Source organism: Trueperaceae bacterium (assembly GCA_036381595.1).
Lineage (GTDB): Bacteria > Deinococcota > Deinococci > Deinococcales > Trueperaceae > DASVCN01.
The window spans coordinates 15,288-33,975 of the sequence record DASVCN010000028.1; the positions used below are offsets into that span (position 1 = coordinate 15,288).

17 protein-coding genes are annotated in these 18,688 nt (G+C 65.5%); 10 read left to right on the forward strand and 7 right to left on the reverse strand.

Features of this window, described 5'->3' with window-relative positions:
• The first annotated feature begins 96 nt into the window (after window positions 1-96).
• Window positions 97-2,412 (forward strand): heavy metal translocating P-type ATPase, encoded by a 2,316-nt coding sequence (locus VF168_10530; protein HEX7004609.1) that lies wholly within the window; start codon window positions 97-99, stop codon window positions 2,410-2,412.
• 119 nt (window positions 2,413-2,531) lie between these two features.
• Window positions 2,532-2,771: a hypothetical protein gene (locus VF168_10535; GenBank protein HEX7004610.1), complete on the forward strand. Its 240-nt coding sequence runs from the start codon at window positions 2,532-2,534 to the stop codon at window positions 2,769-2,771.
• Between the two features lie 5 nt (window positions 2,772-2,776).
• Here VF168_10535 and VF168_10540 read toward each other — a convergent pair whose 3' ends face one another.
• The 5 genes from VF168_10540 to VF168_10560 are packed head-to-tail and all read right to left on the reverse strand — an operon-like array spanning window position 2,777 to window position 9,678.
• Window positions 2,777-3,523 (reverse strand): biotin--[acetyl-CoA-carboxylase] ligase, encoded by a 747-nt coding sequence (locus tag VF168_10540; protein HEX7004611.1) that lies wholly within the window; start codon window positions 3,521-3,523, stop codon window positions 2,777-2,779.
• Window positions 3,516-6,911, reverse strand: a complete 3,396-nt coding sequence (gene smc, locus VF168_10545; GenBank protein ID HEX7004612.1) for a chromosome segregation protein SMC — start codon at window positions 6,909-6,911, stop codon at window positions 3,516-3,518. Before smc ends, VF168_10540 begins: the two co-directional genes overlap by 8 nt.
• Before the next feature lie 6 nt (window positions 6,912-6,917).
• Complete coding sequence (locus VF168_10550; protein HEX7004613.1) at window positions 6,918-8,279, reverse strand: dipeptidase; 1,362 nt, start codon at window positions 8,277-8,279, stop codon at window positions 6,918-6,920.
• A 16-nt stretch (window positions 8,280-8,295) separates the two neighbouring features.
• On the reverse strand, window positions 8,296-8,715 hold the full coding sequence (locus VF168_10555; protein ID HEX7004614.1) for a helix-turn-helix transcriptional regulator: 420 nt from the start codon (window positions 8,713-8,715) through the stop codon (window positions 8,296-8,298).
• Between the two features lie 3 nt (window positions 8,716-8,718).
• Window positions 8,719-9,678: a DnaJ domain-containing protein gene (locus VF168_10560; GenBank protein HEX7004615.1), complete on the reverse strand. Its 960-nt coding sequence runs from the start codon at window positions 9,676-9,678 to the stop codon at window positions 8,719-8,721.
• Between the two features lie 142 nt (window positions 9,679-9,820).
• Between VF168_10560 and VF168_10565 the strand changes: the two genes are divergently transcribed.
• From VF168_10565 to VF168_10580, 4 genes are all read left to right on the forward strand, one after another.
• Entirely contained in the window at window positions 9,821-10,150 is a 330-nt protein-coding gene (locus tag VF168_10565) for a hypothetical protein (GenBank protein HEX7004616.1), read from the forward strand.
• Window positions 10,151-10,292: 142 nt separating this feature from the next.
• On the forward strand, window positions 10,293-10,844 hold the full coding sequence (locus tag VF168_10570; protein ID HEX7004617.1) for a DUF4384 domain-containing protein: 552 nt from the start codon (window positions 10,293-10,295) through the stop codon (window positions 10,842-10,844).
• Between the two features lie 245 nt (window positions 10,845-11,089).
• Complete coding sequence (locus VF168_10575; GenBank protein HEX7004618.1) at window positions 11,090-11,818, forward strand: YebC/PmpR family DNA-binding transcriptional regulator; 729 nt, start codon at window positions 11,090-11,092, stop codon at window positions 11,816-11,818.
• Window positions 11,818-12,543, forward strand: a complete 726-nt coding sequence (locus VF168_10580; GenBank protein ID HEX7004619.1) for an NAD(P)H-hydrate epimerase — start codon at window positions 11,818-11,820, stop codon at window positions 12,541-12,543. The genes VF168_10575 and VF168_10580 overlap by 1 nt, the downstream gene beginning before the upstream one ends.
• A gap of 19 nt (window positions 12,544-12,562) precedes the next feature.
• Here VF168_10580 and VF168_10585 read toward each other — a convergent pair whose 3' ends face one another.
• Window positions 12,563-13,474, reverse strand: coding sequence for a cation diffusion facilitator family transporter (locus VF168_10585; GenBank protein ID HEX7004620.1), 912 nt, complete (start codon window positions 13,472-13,474; stop codon window positions 12,563-12,565).
• Window positions 13,475-13,657: 183 nt separating this feature from the next.
• Here VF168_10585 and ugpB point away from each other — a divergent pair, with 183 nt between their 5' ends.
• The 4 genes from ugpB to VF168_10605 all read left to right on the forward strand — a co-directional run bounded on the left by ugpB (window position 13,658) and on the right by VF168_10605 (window position 17,644).
• Window positions 13,658-14,959, forward strand: coding sequence for a sn-glycerol-3-phosphate ABC transporter substrate-binding protein UgpB (ugpB, locus tag VF168_10590; GenBank protein ID HEX7004621.1), 1,302 nt, complete (start codon window positions 13,658-13,660; stop codon window positions 14,957-14,959).
• A gap of 120 nt (window positions 14,960-15,079) precedes the next feature.
• Window positions 15,080-15,961, forward strand: coding sequence for a sn-glycerol-3-phosphate ABC transporter permease UgpA (gene ugpA / locus VF168_10595; GenBank protein ID HEX7004622.1), 882 nt, complete (start codon window positions 15,080-15,082; stop codon window positions 15,959-15,961).
• Window positions 15,961-16,896, forward strand: a complete 936-nt coding sequence (locus VF168_10600) for an ABC transporter permease subunit (GenBank protein HEX7004623.1) — start codon at window positions 15,961-15,963, stop codon at window positions 16,894-16,896. Before ugpA ends, VF168_10600 begins: the two co-directional genes overlap by 1 nt.
• Before the next feature lie 154 nt (window positions 16,897-17,050).
• Window positions 17,051-17,644 (forward strand): hypothetical protein, encoded by a 594-nt coding sequence (locus tag VF168_10605; GenBank protein HEX7004624.1) that lies wholly within the window; start codon window positions 17,051-17,053, stop codon window positions 17,642-17,644.
• An 18-nt stretch (window positions 17,645-17,662) separates the two neighbouring features.
• Here VF168_10605 and VF168_10610 read toward each other — a convergent pair whose 3' ends face one another.
• The gene (locus tag VF168_10610; protein ID HEX7004625.1) at window positions 17,663-18,604 is read right to left on the reverse strand and encodes a helix-turn-helix domain-containing protein; all 942 of its coding nucleotides are present in this window, start codon (window positions 18,602-18,604) and stop codon (window positions 17,663-17,665) included.
• Window positions 18,605-18,688: the final 84 nt, after the last annotated feature.

Below are 18,688 nucleotides of genomic sequence, written 5' to 3' on the forward strand. Positions count from 1 at the left end.
ACAGTAGCCCGGGCAAAGACTACCCACCCCCGGTGGGATGGTAGGATCGGAGAAACTCCGGGAGCGTCGGCGACCGGCCTACGAGGTGCGATCGAGATGGATGACGAAAACAACGATATCAGGCGAACGAATCTCGGCGTACAGGGCATGACCTGCGCCGCCTGCAGCACGAGGGTCGAGCGGGCCCTACTCAAGGTGGACGGAGTACGAGAGGCGAACGTGAACCTGGCGACCGAGAAGGCTACGGTGAGTTTCGGAGGCTCGGTCGGGCTCGAACAGTTGAAGGAGGCGATCACCCGGGCCGGCTACGGGGTGCGTGAGGAGCTCTCAGGCGGCGAGGAGGCCGACGCCGAGCGCGAAGCGCGCGAACGGGAGTCGCGGAAGTTGCGCCGGACGGTCGTGGTGGCCGCCATCCTCACCGCGCCGATCCTGCTGCTCGAGATGGTTCCGATGATCATCCCGGGGCTGGGCACTCGGCTCCACTCCCTGGTGCCGGACCGAATCTTCAACTACCTCTTCTTCCTGCTCGCCACGGTGGTCCAGTTCGGGCCGGGACTTCGCTTCTACCGGCGGGGCTGGCCTGCCCTGCGCGAAGGATCGCCCGACATGAACACACTGGTGATGTTGGGCTCGAGCGCCGCCTACGGTTACTCGGTCGTCGCCACCTTCTGGCCCGGCTTGCTCCCGATCGGCACGGCCCACGTCTACTACGAGGCGGCAGCTACGATCATCACCCTCATCCTGCTGGGCAAGTATTTCGAGGCCCGGGCCAAGGGCCGCACCGGCGACGCCATCCGCCGGCTGCTCGACCTGAGGCCCGAGACCGCACTTCTGGTGCGTGGCAGCGAGACGGTCGAAGTGCCGGTGGATGAGGTCGCCACCGGCGACATGCTGGCCGTTCGACCCGGCGAGAGGATCCCGGTCGACGGAACGGTATCGGAGGGATCCTCCTACGTCGACGAATCGATGATCACAGGTGAGCCGCTGCCGGTCCGCAAGGGTGAAGGCGACCAGGTGGTGGGCGGGACCATGAACAAGACCGGCGCCTTCCGGTTCAGGGCCACTCAGGTGGGAAGCGATACCGTCCTCGCCCGAATCGTGAGGATGGTAGAGGAGGCCCAGGGCTCGAAGGTGCCGATCCAGCAACTCGCCGACCGGGTGGTGGCGGTGTTCGTGCCGATCGTCCTGGCCGTCGCAGCGCTCACCTTCGCCGTCTGGCTCCTCTGGGGTCCGCAGCCGGCACTGACCCTGGCGCTGGTCAACGCGGTCGCGGTTCTGATAATCGCCTGCCCCTGCGCGATGGGTCTGGCGACCCCTACGTCGATAATGGTGGGTACGGGCAAGGCCGCCGAGATGGGGGCGCTCTTCCGCAACGGCGCGGCCCTGCAGACGTTGCAGGAGACCGGCGTGATCGCGCTCGACAAGACCGGGACGCTCACCGTTGGGAGGCCCGAACTCACCGACCTGCGACCCGCTGACGACTTCGACCGCTCCCAACTGCTGAGCTGGATGGCGAGCGTCGAACAGTACTCGGAGCACCCGCTGGGCGAGGCGATAGTGCGGGCCGCGAGGGCGCAAGGACTTGACTCGAGCGCCGCCGACCGATTCGAGGCGGTCCCCGGCTACGGGGTCGAGGCGCGGGTAGACGGCCACCTCGTTCAACTGGGAGCGGCGCGCTACATGGACGGTCTCGGTATCGGAACGCAACCTTTCGCAGAGGAGGCGCACCTGCTCGCCGGCGACGGCAAGAGCCCGATATTCGTAGCAGTCGACGGGAAACTCGCAGGCGTCGCCGCCGTGTCCGACCCGCTTCAGGAGGCCTCGGCCGAGGCTGTGGCAGAACTCCACCGGCAGGGTCTGCGGATCGTGATGGTAACCGGCGACGACCGCACCACCGCCCTCGCCATCGCCCGCCGTCTGGGCATCGACGAGGTGGTCGCCGAGGTCCTGCCCGAAGGCAAGGTGGCCGCCGTAGAGGAACTCCAGGGGCGTGGCGCCAAGGTGGCGTTCGTGGGCGACGGTATAAACGATGCACCGGCGTTGGCCCGCGCCGACGTCGGGATCGCCATCGGCACCGGCACCGACATCGCCATCGAGAGCGCCGACCTGATCCTCATGGCGGGCGACCTCCGCGGTATCCCCAACGCCCTGGCCCTCTCCCGAGTGACGATGACCAACATCCGCCAGAATCTGTTCTGGGCGTTCTTCTACAACGTCATCCTCATCCCCGTTGCCGCAGGCGTCCTCTACCCGTTCTTCGGTATCCTGCTCTCCCCCGTCCTGGCAGCGGCCGCCATGGGAGTCTCGAGCGTCTTCGTACTCACCAACGCTCTGCGTCTTCGCACCTTCCGGGCGCCCATGGGCGCCCCCAGTGGGCAGGTCGAGGTCGAACTGAAGCGTGCGGTCGCGTGATACGGCTCCCAGGCGAGAGCGCCAGGGTTGGGACAAATGTCTCTCTGGCCCCTCATCTGGGAGCGCTAGACTCTGAACGTTCTAAATACGAGATTTCTTTCGAGAGCGGAAGTGATGTGATGAATACGGTGCCCCCGGAAGGCTTCACCGGTGTTTCCGGCCGAAGCCGCGAGTACAGGTTGAAACGTGACAGCTATGTGTGGCTGGCAGGCAGCGGCTACCGGCACATGCGCCGCGGCAGCCTGCTTTCGGGCTACCTGCTGCGCCGCAACGAGGTATATCAGAAGCTCGTGCTCGAGACGCGCGATGGTGTACTCAACGTGAACGAAGAGGACGTGGAGGCGTTACCTCCCTCCTGACCTTCTCAGCTGCTCCCGGCGACGGCCGCATCGATCTCCACGATGTGGCCGTCACTCACTTCTACCCGGCCTTCGCGCGTCTCCAGCAGCAGGCAGCCTTCGCTGGTCGTGCCGGCACAGCGGCCCAGCAGTGTCCGGTCGCCCGTCCGCAACCGCACGACCCGCCCCGTCAGCGGATCGAAGCGGGCGAAGCGGTCGGGAAGTCGGGGGTCGATCTTCACGAGTGAGCGCGCCACGGCGGCCAGTACCAGGTCGGACACATCGGCCGGGTCTAGACCGGGCAGCGCTCCAGCCCCTGGCGGCGGCTCGTTGCGAACGTTGATGCCGACCCCCACCAACAGATGGTTCCGGAGGTACTGGCAGAGGATCCCGCCGATCTTCCCGGGGAGTCTGGACATGGGCCCCACGGAAGAAGCCTCGTTCCACAGGTGCAGGTCGTTGGGCCACTTGAGTGCGATGGCGACGCCTCGGTCGTGGAACGCCTCGGCGATGCCGACCGCTATCGCCAGCGGGAAGTAGGAGGAACGGAGGGAGCCGGACCAGTCGCTCACCGCCAGCGACTGGTAGGAGCCTCCCGGCCCACTTCGCCACTCGTCCGCTCGCCGCCCCTTTCCCATCGTCTGCGCCCCCGCCCGAACGACCAGCCGATCGATCTCCTCCCCGGCGATGAGGCGACGGCGCAGCTCCTCCTGGGTCGAGTCGATGACCTCGTGACGCTCTACGCGCCACTCGAGCAAGGGCGCCTCAGCCAACGGCTACGGCCTCCGACCGGGCGATCGAGAAGACCCGGCTCACCCCCTGCTCGGTGGTGACTCCCCACATGACGTCGGCCACCTCGAAGGTCGCCTTCTGATGGGTGATGAGGATGAACTGGGTGCCTCGCTGCGCGAGTCGCGTCAGGAAGTCGCAGTAGCGGCGGATGTTGGCCTCATCCAGCGGGGCGTCTACTTCGTCGAGAACCGCTATCGGCAGCCCTTGCTGACCGCCTCCCGACATGAGAGCGAAGAGGAACGCCATCGCGCCCATCGTCCGCTCGCCTACCGAGAGGAGGTTGAGCTGGCGGGTCTGCTTGCCGGGAGGCTGCAGCCGTATGCGCAGGCCCACCGGCCTGCCCTCCTCGCGCTCGACTTCTATATCTGCCTCGGCGTTCTCGCCGAACAGCTCGATCACGTGCTTGCGGAAGCCGTCCCGCAGCCCGGTCACGCCGGCTTCCAGCCTGGTGTTCGTCTCGTTGTCGAGCTTCTCGAGAGTGGTGGCGAGCTCGTCGATGGCCAGTTGCGCCTTCTCCGACTCCTCCCGCAGAGAGGCCAGGCGGGCCTCCTCCTGCTCGAGCTCCAGTCCGGCTCGGTGGTTGACCGCGCCCAGGGCCTCCAGCTCGGCGGTGGCGTCCGAGAGCTGCGCCTTTAGCGCTCGCTCCGAGCCGTCCATCGTAGGGATGCCGCCGGGGAAGGCGGCGAGCTCCTCGTTGGCGAGTTCCCAGGCCGCTTCGCGTCGGGCCAGCGTGACGTTGATCCTCTCCAGAGCCTCGCCTCTCGCCGCTTGCGCCTCGGTGAGCCTGGTGAGCCGCTCCTCTAGAGCGGCCAGACTTTCGGCGGCTAGTCGGTACGCCTGCTCCTTCTCCTCGAGGTCGGAGGGGACGGCGGCCCTCGCCTCCTCGAGCGCCTGGCGCGCCCGGTCGAGTTCGACCGCGGTTCGCTCCGACTCCTGCTCGAGCGTCCGGCGCCGCCCCTCGAGAGCCTCCCGCCGCTCGAGGTCGCGACGATACTGAGCCCTCGCCGCCTCGAACGCCTGCTGTCGCTCCGCGGCCAGCAGACGCTCCTGACGCCTCTCGGCGAGCTCCCGTTGGCGCTCCTCTACCCTCTCCCGGCACGACTCGAGTTTCGCTTCGCATTCGGCGAGGGCCGTGGCAGCCGCCTCCAGCCGCTCCTCGTCGACGTGCGAGAGTGGCGCTTCCATGCCCTCCAATTCGTCGCAGGCTCGCTGGTGCCGGCGTGCCACCTCGGCCAGCAGCTCCCGTCTGGCGGCCTCCTCCTCACGCAGCCTCGAGAGAACGGCCGCAGCCTCGTCAAGCAGCCTTCGGCCCTCTGCCTCCCGTTCTATGAGGTCACGCGCCCTGGCCTGGAGTTCGGTGAGTTCGGCCTCGGCTCGTCGAGCCGACCCGGTCGCCTCGGCGGCAGCCGCCTCGGCATCCTCCAGCTCCGCGGCAGCTCCCAGCACCCCGGCCTGGGCCTGCCGCTTACCGCCGCTCATCGCCCCGTAGCTCTCGACGATGTCCCCCTCCAACGTCACCATCCGAGGTCGAGATCTCTCTCGGCGGGCGATCGCGACCGCGTCGGCCATCGTCCTCACGATCATCGTGTTGCCCAGGAGTTGGCGCGCCACCGGGGCGAAGCGCTCGTCGGCGTCGATGAGATCGCTGGCCATGCCGATCACTCCTGGTTCGTCCCGCAGACGCTCGGCGAGCGGGACGGCGCGACCGTCCACCAGGTCGAGGGGCAGGACCGTTACGAAGCCGCCGCCCTTGCGCACTGCGTCGAGCACCTTCTGGCCGGTGCCCGCGTTGTCGACGACCACGTACTCCATACGGCGGCCCAGGGCCGCTCCGACCGCGCCGAGGTACTCGTCGGGTACTCGCAGCAGATCGGCGACCGAGCCGTGGATCCCGCGGATCCCGCTGGAGAGCGCGGTCCGCGGTCCCTGAGCGTAGCCGCGGCGGGCCTCGAACGCCTGGCGGCTGCGTTCGGCCGCCCGCCCGCGGGCCTGAGCCTCGGCCAACGCGTTGGCGTGACGCGCCTGCGCCTCCTCCAGCTTGCCGCGCAGGGCCGAGAGTTCCTCCCCCAGCCGCAGGTGGCGATCACGCAGCTCCTGCGCCCGCGCCTCCTGCTGCTCGAGTTCGCTGCCGTCCCGGCCCCGCTCCTCCAGCTCGGCGGCCTGGCGCTCGATCTCGGCGAGTTCTCTGTGCAACGCCTCGCGCCGGCTCTCCAGCGCCGCGCTCTGCTGCGCCGCCGCATGGGCGACATTCCTGAGCCGTTCATGCTCCTCACGGGCGGTACGCGCCTCCGACTCGGCGGAAGAGCGTTCCTCGAGGGCGATCCCGAGCTGGGCTTCTGCTTCGGCCTGCGCCGCCTCCAGCCGCGCGACGTCGACGTCGGGCTCCAGCGGCGCCTCGAGCCGTTCGAGAGAGCCGAGTTCCTCCCCTACCGCGGACCGCTGCAGTTCGAGGTCGCGCGAGCGCGCCTCCAGGTTCTCGACGCGGGCGGCGGCGACACGAACATCCCCGCGCCGGGCTTCACTCTGCGCCATCGCCTCGCGGTAGGCGCGTTCGCTTTCGCTCTGCGCCTGGCGGCTGGCGCTCAACTCCCCGCGGCCGGCCTCCAGTTCGCTGCGGGCTTCGGCTACTTCGGCCTCGAGTTTGCCCTTGTCCTCCCTGAGAGCCCCGATCTCCGAGCGCAGGCTCGCTTCGCGGAGCATCGCGAGGGTGTAGCGGAGGCGCAGTGAGTCGCGGGTCAGCTCGGCGTGCCGCTTCGCCCCCTGCGCTTCCTCCTGCAACCTCCCGATCTGGCGCTCGAGCTCCTGCATCAGGTCCTCGAGGCGTTCGAGGTGAGTCCTGGCGGTCGCCAGACGGTCCTCGGTCTGCTCCCGTCTCCCGGCCAGCCTCGCCACGCCGGCGGCTTCGGCCACATACTGCAGGAGCTTGGCGGGATCGGCCATCAGCACGCCGCTCACCTCACCCTGACCGATGATCGCCAACCCGCTCTTGCCCAGGCCGCTCCCCGCCAGCTCCTCATCGATGTCGAGGAAGCGGGCGTTCTTGCCGTTCAATCGGAGTCTGCCGGTACCGTCGCGATGGAGGCTGCGGAAGACCGTCACCTTGCTCTGTCCGCCGCGCAGTTCGAGCTCGACCTCGGCGTAGCCCAGCGACCGCTTGCCGGACGCTCCATGGAAGATCAGGTCGGTCTTCTCGCCGGCCCTGAACTCCGAGGCTCGACCGCCGCCGCTGGCCCATTTGAGCGCGTCGATGACGTTGCTCTTGCCCGATCCGTTGGGACCGACGATCGCCGTGATACCGGGGGCGAACTCGACGGTCGTGCGGTTGCCGAAGCTCTTGAAACCGTGGAGGGTCAGCGAAGTCAGCCGCACGCGAGCCTAGTCCGCGGCGAGTCGCCGCAGCAGTTCTGCCGAGGTGTGGATGCCGCGGAAGTAGTTCTCCAGCATGAAGTGCTCGTTGGGAGCGTGAGCCCCGTCGGTCTCGAGGCCCATGTCGAGCATGATCACGTCTCCCCCGAGCTCCTTCTGGAAGGTCGCGACCACGGGGATGCTGCCGCCGGTGCGCACGAACTCCGGGCTCTTGCCCCAGACGGCTTCTATCGCCTGGCTGGCGGTCTCCAGGGCGGGCGACTCGAGCGGCACCACTCCCGGCGGGCCGTCGTTGAGATGCCGCACCTCGACCTCCACCCCAGCCGGGGCGAGGCGCCGCAGGTGCTCCCTCAGCAGCTCGAAGATCCGCCTCGGCTGCTGGTCCGGCACCAGGCGACAGGAGATCTTCGCCATCGCCTGAGCAGCGATCACCGTCTTCGAACCCTCACCCTGGAAGCCGCCGCCGATGCCGTTGACGTCGAGCGTCGGTCTCGTCCAGATCCGTTCGATGACGCTGTAGCCGGCTTCGCCCGGGCTGGCTTTCACGCCCACGTTGGCCAGGAACCGCTTCTCGTCGAAGGGCAACTTCGCCAACGACTCGCGCTCCCGTTCGGTAATCGGCTGAACGTCGTCGTAGAAGCCGGGCACGGTGATCCTGCCTTCGTCGTCGTGTAACCCCGCGATCATCCGCGCGAGGGCGTTGATGGCGTTGGGGACCGCACCGCCGTAGGCACCGGAATGTAGGTCGCGGTCGGCCGCCTTCACCCTGACCTCCACGTAGACGATCCCCCTGAGCCCGTAGGTGAGGCTGGGCTGATCGGGGCCCAGCATGGCCCCGTCGGAAATGAGCACGATATCGGCGGCGAGTCGTTCACGGTTCGCCTCGATGAAGGGCGCCAGGTTCGTCGAACTCACCTCTTCCTCCCCCTCGACGAGGAAGAGGATGTTGAGCTTCGTCCCGGGCTGCGCGTCGAGAAGCGCCTCGACCGCTTTCAGGTGGGCGTAGACTTGTCCCTTGTCGTCGCTGGCCCCGCGGGCGATCAGTCGGCCGTCCGTCACCGTCGGCTCGAACGGCGGGTGCTCCCACAGGTCGAACGGATCGGGCGGCTGCACGTCGTAGTGGCCGTAGATGAGGACGGTGGGAGCGTTCTCGTCGACGCGACGTTCGGCCAGGACCAGTGGGTGGCCGGGAGTGTCGTGCACTTCGCTCGTGAAGCCGAGCGCGTCGAATCGCTCCTTGAGGTACTCCGCGGCCCGTCTCACGTCCCCCTTGTGCTTCGGGTCGGCCGAGACCGAGGGGATGCGGAGGAATTCGATCAGTTCTTCGAGGTGGCGCTCACGGTTGCGAGCCAGGTAGGACTCTAACGGCATGAAGGGCAGTATACCCTCAGCCTTCGTTCTCTCCGGAGCCGTCAGTCGGCGAAGGAAGGGCTTCACGGAAGCTCTTCATCCGGTCCTGGAGGGCGCCCTGGAGCTCGGTGATGCGGTTCTCCATGTTGTCCTGGAGCTGGTCGAGCTTGCGCCTCAGCTTGATGATCTCCTCCACCCCGGCGAGGTTCACGCCCAGCTCCTGGGTGAGCCGGCGGATCTCTCGCAACTGTTCGATGTCGCGTTGGGAGTAGAGCCTCGTCTTGCCGGCGCTGCGGCTCGGCTCGATGAGCCCCTTCCGTTCGTAGAGGCGCAAGGTCTGAGGGTGCATGTCGACTAGTTCGGCTGCCACGCTGATCACGTAGAGCGGCTTGTCCCGGTCGATGGCGGCCTGGTTGTCGACGTTGCGGTCAATCGTGTTGTTGTCGTCCTCGGCCATCCGTCACTCCTTCGCCGCGAGCGGCAGCCCTCCCCGGGTGAGTTGCTGCAACCGATCCTTACCCATCCTGCGCAGGCCCCGCCACAGGTCCTCCCTCACCGTGAGCAGCAGGTCGCCCCCCAGGCCGCCGGAGGTGAACCTGAGAGTGCTTCCATCCCTGGTACCGGCCGGGATGCGCACAGGCATGCCGAGCACCTCGCTGTTGACGCCACGGTCGAGTTCCCAGGCGGTGACGAACAGTTCGGCCAGCAGATCGCCACCGCGCCGGACTACACCTTCTGGAAGGTCGACCCCGAGTGTGACGAACACGTCTCCGGGCGGAGTGCCGGGGCCGCCCAGACCACGGAGCCGCAGCTTCGTTCCCGGCTTCACCCCCGGCGGCACCTCTACGTCGACGAGGCTCCCGCCACGCTGCTGACCGCGTCCCCCGCAGGCGGGACAGGTTCCGCCGCGGGCGCGACCGCTCCCGCGACAGGTGGGACAGATGCTCGGACCCGGCACTCTCACTCTCACCGAACCGCCGCTGCGCGCCAGCGGTACCGGCAGATCGACCGAGATGTCGCGGTGCTCTCCCGGCAACAGACCGCTGCTACGCATCATCCCGGTGACGGCGCCGAAGAGCATGTCGAAGACGGCGTTGCCGGTCTTGGGCATGCCACGGTGCAGATCCCAGTCGACGTTGATCTCCGCTTCCCGGAAGATCGTCTGCCAATCGACGGTTTCGAAGTCGGGCCTGCCACCGGCGTTGCCGTAGCGGTCGAACCTGGCTCGCGACTCGGGGTCACGTAGGGTGGCGTACGCCTCGGACACCGCCTTGAACTTCTCCTCGGCCTGCTTGTCACCCGGGTTCCGATCCGGGTGGTACTGCAGCGCCAGTTTGCGGTAAGCCGACTTGATCTCGTCCTGAGTCGCGGTCCGCTCGACACCCAGCACCTGGTAAGGGTTCGTGGCGGTGCTAGTCACTCCTAGGAATATACATTATCTGAGCGTCCCTCTATGAACCCGGGCCCCACGCCGGCCCCCATACATCCGTCTGAGGCGCAGCCGTCCCAGCGGAGATACCATCGCCTTCGATACGGCCGGAAGGCCGCGAACAGGAGGGAAAGTGAACAGGAGAATCGTCTTCGGAGTAGTGCTCGTCGTGCTGCTCCTCGCAGGGTGCCGGAACGAGACCCAGAACCGGATCCGAAGGAACTTTCAGGACTTCGCCAACACCCGCATGTACATCACCCTCTACAGCCTCGATGGCTCGGAGATCTTCGAGGGGACGGTGGACGGCAAGGTCACGAGGGCGGCGGACAGCCCAGAGTCGGGAGGCGCGAGCGGCGGCGACTACATCTTCTGGTTCGACGACCGGGGGCGGTACCACCAGAGCGACCTTCCCTATCTCGTCACCACCTACGACCGAAACGACGGCGGCGTGGAGGAGCAGTAGCAGCACGTGACGGCCGGCACCAAGTGAAAGTTCGTGATGCTTGGCACCATCTTGACGTTCGTGATTCCTTTCACGAGTTCCTGAAGGAGTCATGAAGCCCGACCCCTACACTTCCTCAACGGCCCAGTTGCTACATTTAGGCATGTTGCCACGACCGCTAGGTTCCGTATTCGCCCGGCTCGCCTTCATGACGGCACTGATCGTCACGCTAGGCGGCTGCACCGTCTACCTCACCGACGGTGAGACCTCGGTACGCTCCTCGGTGAGCGGACGCATCACCTTCGGCATCCCTCTCGACAACGTCATCACCTACTTCGCGCCTACCAAGGGCGAAGGAGCCACCTATCGGGTCGGCGAACAGATAGCTTTCGATATCCGCACCACCAGCGACGGCTACATCACCCTCACCTCGATCGATCCCGACGGCTATGTCCACACGTTCTCACGCAACATCTTCGTCCGTGGCGGTGTGACCCAGACGATAGAAGGTCCGGACCGGAGACACATCTTCAGCGTGGACCCGCCTCGCGGCCTGCTGCGAATCCGTGCGGCGTTCACCGGCAGCCGCACCGACCCCTCACGGGTGCGCTATCAGGATCAGCGCGGTGAAGAGGCGTGGACGCAGAGCATCAGCGTCGATCTGCGCGATTACGACACGCGCGATGTCGACGAGACCTACATCTACGTGCGCTAGCCCCACCTCGACACCACGAACGGGCTCCGGCCGCACGCTGGGGCCCGTTCGCGTGTGGGCGGCAACTCCGGCCGAGGTTCCGGCGCGGCAGTTCCCGCGGCACACCGGGAAGGCGGTAGCTGCCTCCTTCGATCCCGCCCGATCGACCTCTCGTCGATGGTCCGGTACCGATCGGCTCATGCCAAGAACCGGGCCAACACGCCCTCTGCTGCGGTAGACTGAGGCTTGCAGCTAGGAGGAGGCACTTGGCAGGTCACAGCAAATGGGCCCAGATCAAGCGCAAGAAAGCCGCTAACGACAAGGCCCGCGGCAAGGTCATCAGCAAGCATATCCGTGCGATCCAGAGCGCAGTCAGGGAGGGGGGCAGCGGCGACCCGTCGGTCAACCTGAACCTCAAGAACGCCCTGGCGGCCGCGAAGAGCGACGACGTGCCGGCTGACAACATCGACCGTGCCGTCGAGCGCGCCCTGGGCGGTGCAGAAGGCGGAGATTTCGAACCGGCTGTCTACGAAGGCTACGGACCTGCCGGAGTAGCGGTGCTGATCGAAGCGCTCACCGACAACAAGAACCGTACGGCTGCCGAGGTTCGTCACGTGTTCAGCAAGCATGGCGGAAACATGTCCGGGTCTACGGCGTGGCAGTTCGAGTCGCGGGGAGTGATAGTCGTTCCAGACACGAGCGAGCGGACACAGGAGATGGCCATCGAACTGGGCGCCGTGGACCTCGAGGTCGAGGATGACGCACTGACCATCTTCACCGCGCCCACCGAACTCTACGCGGTGGCCGATGCCCTGCAGAAGGCCGGCATCGAGCCGGAAGTGAGCCAGTTGACCAAGGTGCCCCAGACCGAAACGCAGCTCGCCGACTCGGAGGCGCAGAAGGTACTCAATTTCCTCGACAGCCTCGAGGAACTAGACGACGTCCAGGACGTGTACACAACTGCCGACCTGGGTTCGGTTAGCGTGGCCGGCTGATGGAGCGAACGGTGGAAGCCTTCCCCCAGGTGAGCTGGGACGAACTCCCGAAGCTCTCGGCCGCACAGATGCAGCAGCTTCTGATGCTAGCCACCGGCAAGTACGGGCTGGACAGCAGGGTGCTGGTCGAGCACACCGCCCGCAACCTGACGGAACTGGTCGAGACTTTCGCACCCGACGGCCCCGTACTGGTCGTGGCCGGCCGCGGGAACAACGGCAGCGGAGGCCTGGCAGCAGCCCGGATCCTGGGAGCTCGTGGCCGACGCGTGTGGGTTGTTCCTACCCACGAGTACGAGAACTACTCCGGCACACCTCGAGAACAGCTCGAACTGCTCCGTCACTACGAGAACGTGAAGATCAAGAGCAGCCTGCCGCGCATGAAGTACGGCTGCGTCATCGACGCTGCCATCGGAACCAGGCTCGAAGGCCCCCCACGTGGTCGTACCCTCGACGTCATCACCGTCGTCAACAATCTGGCCGGCAGTTGCCCGGTCCTGTCGCTCGATGCGCCCACGGGCCTCCAGGCCGACGACGGAGCCGTTCCCGGCGCCGTCCTCGAGGCATCGATGACGCTCGCCGTGGGGCTGCCCAAGCAGGGGACGAAGCCCGGCGGTTCGGTCGGGCGGCTCTTCATCGGTGACCTGGCTCTACCACCCGCCCTCTTCACCGACATGGGGATAGAGGCCTACCGAGCCAACGCGTTCGTAAGCGAAGTCTGCCTGTAGGAGCCGGGAGCGGCCCGAGTCAGGTGCGGCCCGGCTCGAACTCCTCCCTCGGGGTCAGCGTCACGTCCCGCTTGCCCTCCAGGTAGGGCTCTATGTGAAGCGTGGCCGTGAGGTTCGGCAGAACCTCCGCGATCCGGTCTTCCAGGGCAGTAGCGATATCGTGAGCGTCCCTCACGTCCAGCCGGGGATCGACGAAGATGTCCACCTCCAGGAAGCGGTTTATCCCCGAACGCCTCGAGCGCAACCTGTGGAAACCCAATACCTCCGGCTCCTGCTGCAGGATCTCCATGAGGGCCCCCTCCTCTTCCTCGGGAAGCCTGATGTCTAGGAGGCTCGACATCGCCCCCGCGGTGACGCTCCAGCCCTCACGCATTATGTGCAACCCGACGAGGAGTGCGATCACCGGGTCGAGCAGTGCGAGCCCGGTCAGATCGACCAGAACCACCGAGAGGACCACCCCGACCGAGGTCCACAGGTCGGTGATCAGATGACGTGAGGTCGCCTCCAGAGCCGGCGAGTGATGGCGCCTGGTCACCCGCCGGAGGTACCAGGCGGTTGCCGCGTTGACTACCGACGCGGCGGCTACCATGAGGACCCCTACCCGCACGCTCTCCAGCCGAGGTGGTTCGAGGAGCCTGGGAGCCGCGGTTGCGAGGATGACCCCGGCCGCCACGAGGATAAGGCTCCCCTCGAGGGCCCCTGATATGTATTCGGCCTTGGCGTGTCCGTACGGGTGTTCGTAGTCGGGTGGGCGCCTGGCGAGTCGCACCGCGTAGATGACCGCTGCCGCCGCTGCTACGTTCACCAGCGATTCGGCGCCGTCGGAGAGCAGAGCGACCGACCCCGTCAGCATGAACGCCGCAAGCTTGGTCGCCAGCACCAGCAGTGACGCAGCCAGGGTCACCAGGGTCGCACGTCGGATGATCGTCACCAGCACAGCATTACCGGTTTAGGACCCCCGAAACGGTTCCCCGGGAGCCGAACGCGTGGCGATCGATTAAGGACGGATGCGTGACTTTTTTCTCATCAGGTGGGTTATCATCGTCACGGAGCAAAAAATCTTGCCCGCCCGTTGCGCCGTTCCGGCCACGGGCGAATCTGGAAGGAGAAGTGAATGCTGAGAATGCGTCTGCTTGTCGTTCTGACCCTCGCTGCCCTGGTGGCGGCGCCGGCAGCCGCCCAGACCGAGATCGTCTGGTGGCACGCCATGGGCGGCGCCCTCGGGGAGAAGGTCAACGAGATCGCTGCCGGTTTCAACGAGAGTCAGGACGAGTACGTCGTCACGCCCGTCTACCGGGGTAGCTACGCCGAGACGATGACGGGTGCGATCGCCGCCTTCCGTGCGGGCGAACAACCGCACATCGTTCAGGTGTTCGAGGTCGGCACGGCGACGATGATGGCCGCTGAAGGGGGCATCTACCCCGTTCACGAGCTCATGGGTAAGTACGCCGAAGGCTGGAACCCCGACGCCTACCTTCCGGCGGTGATCTCCTACTACGTCTCCGACGAGGGCAACCTTCTCTCACTGCCCTTCAATTCATCGACCCCGGTTCTCTGGTACAACCAGGACGCTCTCGACGAGTTGGGACTCGAGGTGCCCACTACCTGGGAAGAACTCGAAGCGGCCGCCAACACTGCCGTCGAGAACGGCTGGGAGTGCGGCATGACCAGCGCCTGGCAGACCTGGATCCAGCTCGAAAACTTCTCCGCCTGGCACGATCTGCCGTTCGCGACCCTCAACAACGGCTACGGCGGCTTGGGCACGGAGATGGCCATCGACAACGAGGGCGTGATCAACCACATCGCTCAGCTCCAGCGGATGACCGAGAACAACGCCTTCGTGTATCCCGGTCGTGAGAGCGCCGGCGAGCCGATGTTCCTCAACCAGGAGTGCGTCTTCTTCTTCAACTCCTCCGCCGGCTACGGCGCCATCAACACTGGAGCCGACTTCGAGTTCGGGCAAACCATGATGCCGGTAGATACCAGGATCCGTGAGGAGCCGCAGAACTCGATCATCGGCGGCGCTACCCTTTGGGTGCTTCAGGGCCACGAGGAGGAGGAGTACCGCGGCGTAGCCAGGTTCTTCGAGTACCTCTCGACACCAGAGGTGCAGGCCGACTGGCACCAGTTCACCGGTTACGTCCCGATCACCCTCGCGGCCTACGAGCTCTCGCAGGAGCAGGGCTTCTACGAGGAGAACCCGGGAACCGATACCGCCATCAAGCAGCTCACGCTGAACGAACCCACGCCCAACTCGCGCGGTATCCGGCTGGGCAACTTCGTGCAGATCCGGACCGTGATGGACGAGGAGCTCGAGGCCGTCTGGTCGGGCCAGAAGACGCCCGAAGAGGCGATCAACGCGATCGTGCAACGAGGCAACGAACTGCTCCGTCAGTTCGAGCGAGCCAACCGCTGATCCATACTTCGGATGTTCGGGACCGGTGTCGAGCCGGTCCCGAACTCATCCCCTCCCGACACGAAGTCGAAGCGCAGGAGCTTCTCTCCGGCGCCGTCTGCTGTATCTTGCGTTGAACTCATGAGCGAGCGATCTTTCTTCAAGAACAGGTGGCTGCCCTACTGGCTGCTCCTCCCGCAACTGCTTATCACCGCTGTCTTCTTCCTCTGGCCGGCAGGCAAGGCGCTACTTCAATCGGTGCAGAGGCAGGATGCCTGGGGTCTGAACAGCAGCTTCGTAGGCCTCGCGAATTTCTTCGACCTGTTCCGCGACGACCTCTACCTCCAGTCGTTCGGAACCACCCTGATCTTCAGCGTTGCCGTCACTCTCATCGCCCTCGCCGGCGGCTTGCTGTTCGCCGCCTGCGCAGATTTCATCCTCAAAGGAAGCAACGCCTACCGAAGCCTGCTCATGTGGCCCTATGCCGTGGCGCCGGCTATCGCCGGCGCCCTCTGGTACTTCATGTTCAACCCCTCGCTGGGCATCATCGCGAACGCGCTCGAGGCGATCGGTTACGACTGGAATCATGCGCTGGACGGGGGGGATGCGCTCCTCCTCGTGATCATGGCATCAGCATGGCGGCAGATCGGCTATAACTTCCTGTTCTTCCTGGCCGGCCTGCAGGCGGTGCCCAACTCGGTGATCGAAGCGGCCGCCATCGATGGAGCGGCCCCCGTACGCCGGTTCTGGGCGATCATCTTCCCGCTCCTCTCCCCCATCACCTTCTTCCTGATCGTCCTCAATACCGTCTATTCGTTCTTCGATACCTTCGGCGTGATCCATGCCACCACTCAGGGCGGGCCCATCCAGGCGACTTCCATCCTCGTCTACAAGGTGTATGAGACAGGGTTCCTGAGCCAGGACCTCGGCGGTTCAGCGGCTCAGTCTGTCGTTCTCATGACGATGGTGATCGCCCTGACGTTCATCCAGTTCCGCTATCTGGGAGCGAGGGTGCACTACTGATGGTCGAGCGCACACCTCTTCTCAGGTTCCTCGCCCACCTGATACTCATCGTTGGCGTTGTCATCACCCTCTTCCCGCTTTGGGTAGCGTTCGTCGCCTCCACCCATCCGATCGAGAACCTCATCTCCGGGCCCTTCCCGCTTCTCCCGGGGAACCAGCTGGTCGAGAACTACAGCAAGGTCCTCTTCCAGGGCGGCTCCAGTTTCGGTCGGATCCCGGCGACCACGATGATGCTCAACTCGCTGATCATGGCGGTCGGCATAACCGTGGGAAAGCTCGTGGTCTCGTTCCTCGCGGCATTCGCTATCGTCTACTTCCGCTTCCCCGGCCGCAACATCTTCTTCTTCCTCATCTTCATAACGCTCATGCTGCCCGTCGAGGTGAGGATCGTGCCCACCTACGATGTCGTCTCGAACGTCTTCGGTCCGTTCCAGGCATTGCTGGAGGCAACCCGCATAGACAGGTTGCTCGAGGCGGTAGCCGGGATCGAAGTGGACCTCGAGTGGCGTTTGCTGAATACCTACATGGGGCTGATACTGCCCATCATCGCTTCGGCGACCGCGACCTTCCTGTTCCGTCAGTTCTTCCAGACAGTGCCCGATGAGCTCGTCGATGCCGCCCGGATCGACGGCGCCGGACCCATGCAGTTCATGACCCGCATCCTGCTACCCCTCTCCCGTACCAATATCGCCGCCCTCAGCGTCATCCTCTTCATCTTCGGCTGGAACCAGTACCTGTGGCCGCTCCTGGTCGCCCAGGAGAACCGTCTGCTCACCGTGGTGGTGGGTATCCAGCGCTACGTCAACGCTGCCGATTCGCTGCCCGTGTGGCACGAGGCGATGGCCCTCACCGTGCTGGCGATGTTGCCGCCGGTGATAGTGGTCCTGCTGCTCCAGCGGCTCTTCCTGAAGGCGCTCATCGATACCGACAAGTAGGAGTCGACCGAGGGAGTGGCCGAGGAGCTGCGTGGTAACATCTTCCCGACAGCAGTAGGCTGCACGGAGAGGTCAGAGCCGAGAGATTCGCGGCACAAGCGGAGCAGGTCGTTAGCAGAAGAAGTCTAGCCCTAACAACAGGAGTCCCCCGAGCATGGCGCTTGTCAACACCGATTCACTAGAGGCCCATATCTACTGCTACACGAAGCGGATTTTCGGCCTCATCCATCCGACGCCCGGGGCCGCAGTTGCCGAGTTCCTCAACCGTGGGGACAGATCGATCCTTCCAGTCACGAACGCCCTCGTCTACCGTTCGGGGAGTGCCGACCCGCCACGCGCGAGCGAGCGGATAGCTTCCACCTCGTTCTACGCCGTTCCGAAGGAGCAGATCCTCTGGATCAGGAGCGGCTACTACGAAACGGGCGACCCGCACAGCTACGACATCAAGCAGGTGACGATCTTCTTCGACGATTGCATAGTGACAGGGGATCTGCGGCTGGTTCGAGGCTCGCGATTGAGCGACCACCTGGAGCGGACCTCCGAGAAACGTGGCTTCCAGAGGATCTACAACGCCGTCGTTACCCCTACCGAAGCCGCACTGGGACGTGAGGACCGCGAACTCGTCTCCTCGGAAAGCGAAGTCCTGACGGTGAACCTGCGCAACGCCCAGGGAGTATCCGAGGCCGAGGGTTCGGTGCGGACGGTCGAGCGGGCCGAGCGCCACGCCGAGTACAGCCGGCCCAAGTAGCGCGCTCCTCTCTCGCTTCTACTCGTACCTGAGCCTCAGCACGATGTCCTGCGGGTAGTTGCCGAACGCGCGGCCGAAGATGTTGATGCCGCCCACGTGGCGGGCGTCGGCATCTATGCCGATGCGAACGGTGACGAACTCGCTGGCCTCCAGATCGAGGTCGCTCAGCGTCATTTCAGTCGCCGAGAGGCCGTCGACGAAGCTGCCCGCCTCGGTTACCTGCCACAATTTGAGCAGCCCGTACTGGGAGCTGTGGGTCTCCCACCAGTCGGGGGTCAACCGTCCGCGCTGACCGCCGAAGTCGGCGGGACTCGTCCAGGTTCCCACCTCCACGCCGTTGATCCAGACGGTGATGTCCGAGGGCCAGTCGTCGTGATGGAGAGGCGCCTCGCTGCACACCTCCAGCGCCACCTGCACGCTTTCGACCCTCGCTGTAGATGGCAGCCTTTTCGGGAAGCGGTATTCGACGTAGCCCCGGTGGAACCAGAGCAGCTGCGCATCGACCCTGCTCGGTTCGTAGAAGGAGGCCGGGTCGTCGAAGAGCCCGATGATCCCGGTCTCGCTGGCGAGTCCGCAGGTGGGCTGGACGTTGCAGTCGACGTAAGCGCCGATCGGCATGTGCGTTTCGACCTGCTTCCCTGCTGTTCCCTGGTGTGTGGGCAACTGTAGGTGCAGGCGATCGAACGCCCTGGTGCAGACCTTCTGCGAACCGCGTGCCGCTGGGCGGTGCTCGGTAAGGAGGAGGCCGGCGCCCTCGAGCAGGCTCACGTGCGAATTCGCTGTACTGATGGGAACGCCGAGTGCCTCGGCGATCTCGGTGACGTTCATCAGCCGGTCCCCCAGTAGCCGCAGGATCCTCAGCCGGGGTTTGGACGCGAGGGCCCTGAAGAGCGGTGCAAGGGTCTCGTCGTCAACGTCCTCGTGGAAGATCAACTCCCTCTCCCGGGCCACTCTGTCCATCGATATCCCCTCGAAGTCGCACGATTTCCTCTAACAATATTCGCGACAATGCGGGGCTTTCAACCCGGGGAACTCGCTCATATT

Excerpts from the sequence above, each read along its gene's own strand:
- VF168_10530 (HEX7004609.1), top strand. The coding sequence starts at position 97 with ATGGATGACGAAAACAACGATATCAGGCGAACGAATCTCGGCGTACAG.
- VF168_10535 (HEX7004610.1), top strand. The coding sequence starts at position 2,532 with ATGAATACGGTGCCCCCGGAAGGCTTCACCGGTGTTTCCGGCCGAAGC.
- VF168_10550 (HEX7004613.1), bottom strand. The coding sequence starts at position 8,279 with ATGCCGTTAGAGTCCTACCTGGCTCGCAACCGTGAGCGCCACCTCGAA.
- VF168_10555 (HEX7004614.1), bottom strand. The coding sequence starts at position 8,715 with ATGGCCGAGGACGACAACAACACGATTGACCGCAACGTCGACAACCAG.
- VF168_10570 (HEX7004617.1), top strand. The coding sequence starts at position 10,293 with ATGTTGCCACGACCGCTAGGTTCCGTATTCGCCCGGCTCGCCTTCATG.
- VF168_10580 (HEX7004619.1), top strand. The coding sequence starts at position 11,818 with ATGGAGCGAACGGTGGAAGCCTTCCCCCAGGTGAGCTGGGACGAACTC.
- ugpB (HEX7004621.1), top strand. The coding sequence starts at position 13,658 with ATGCTGAGAATGCGTCTGCTTGTCGTTCTGACCCTCGCTGCCCTGGTG.
- ugpA (HEX7004622.1), top strand. The coding sequence starts at position 15,080 with ATGAGCGAGCGATCTTTCTTCAAGAACAGGTGGCTGCCCTACTGGCTG.
- VF168_10600 (HEX7004623.1), top strand. The coding sequence starts at position 15,961 with ATGGTCGAGCGCACACCTCTTCTCAGGTTCCTCGCCCACCTGATACTC.
- VF168_10605 (HEX7004624.1), top strand. The coding sequence starts at position 17,051 with ATGGCGCTTGTCAACACCGATTCACTAGAGGCCCATATCTACTGCTAC.
- VF168_10610 (HEX7004625.1), bottom strand. The coding sequence starts at position 18,604 with ATGGACAGAGTGGCCCGGGAGAGGGAGTTGATCTTCCACGAGGACGTT.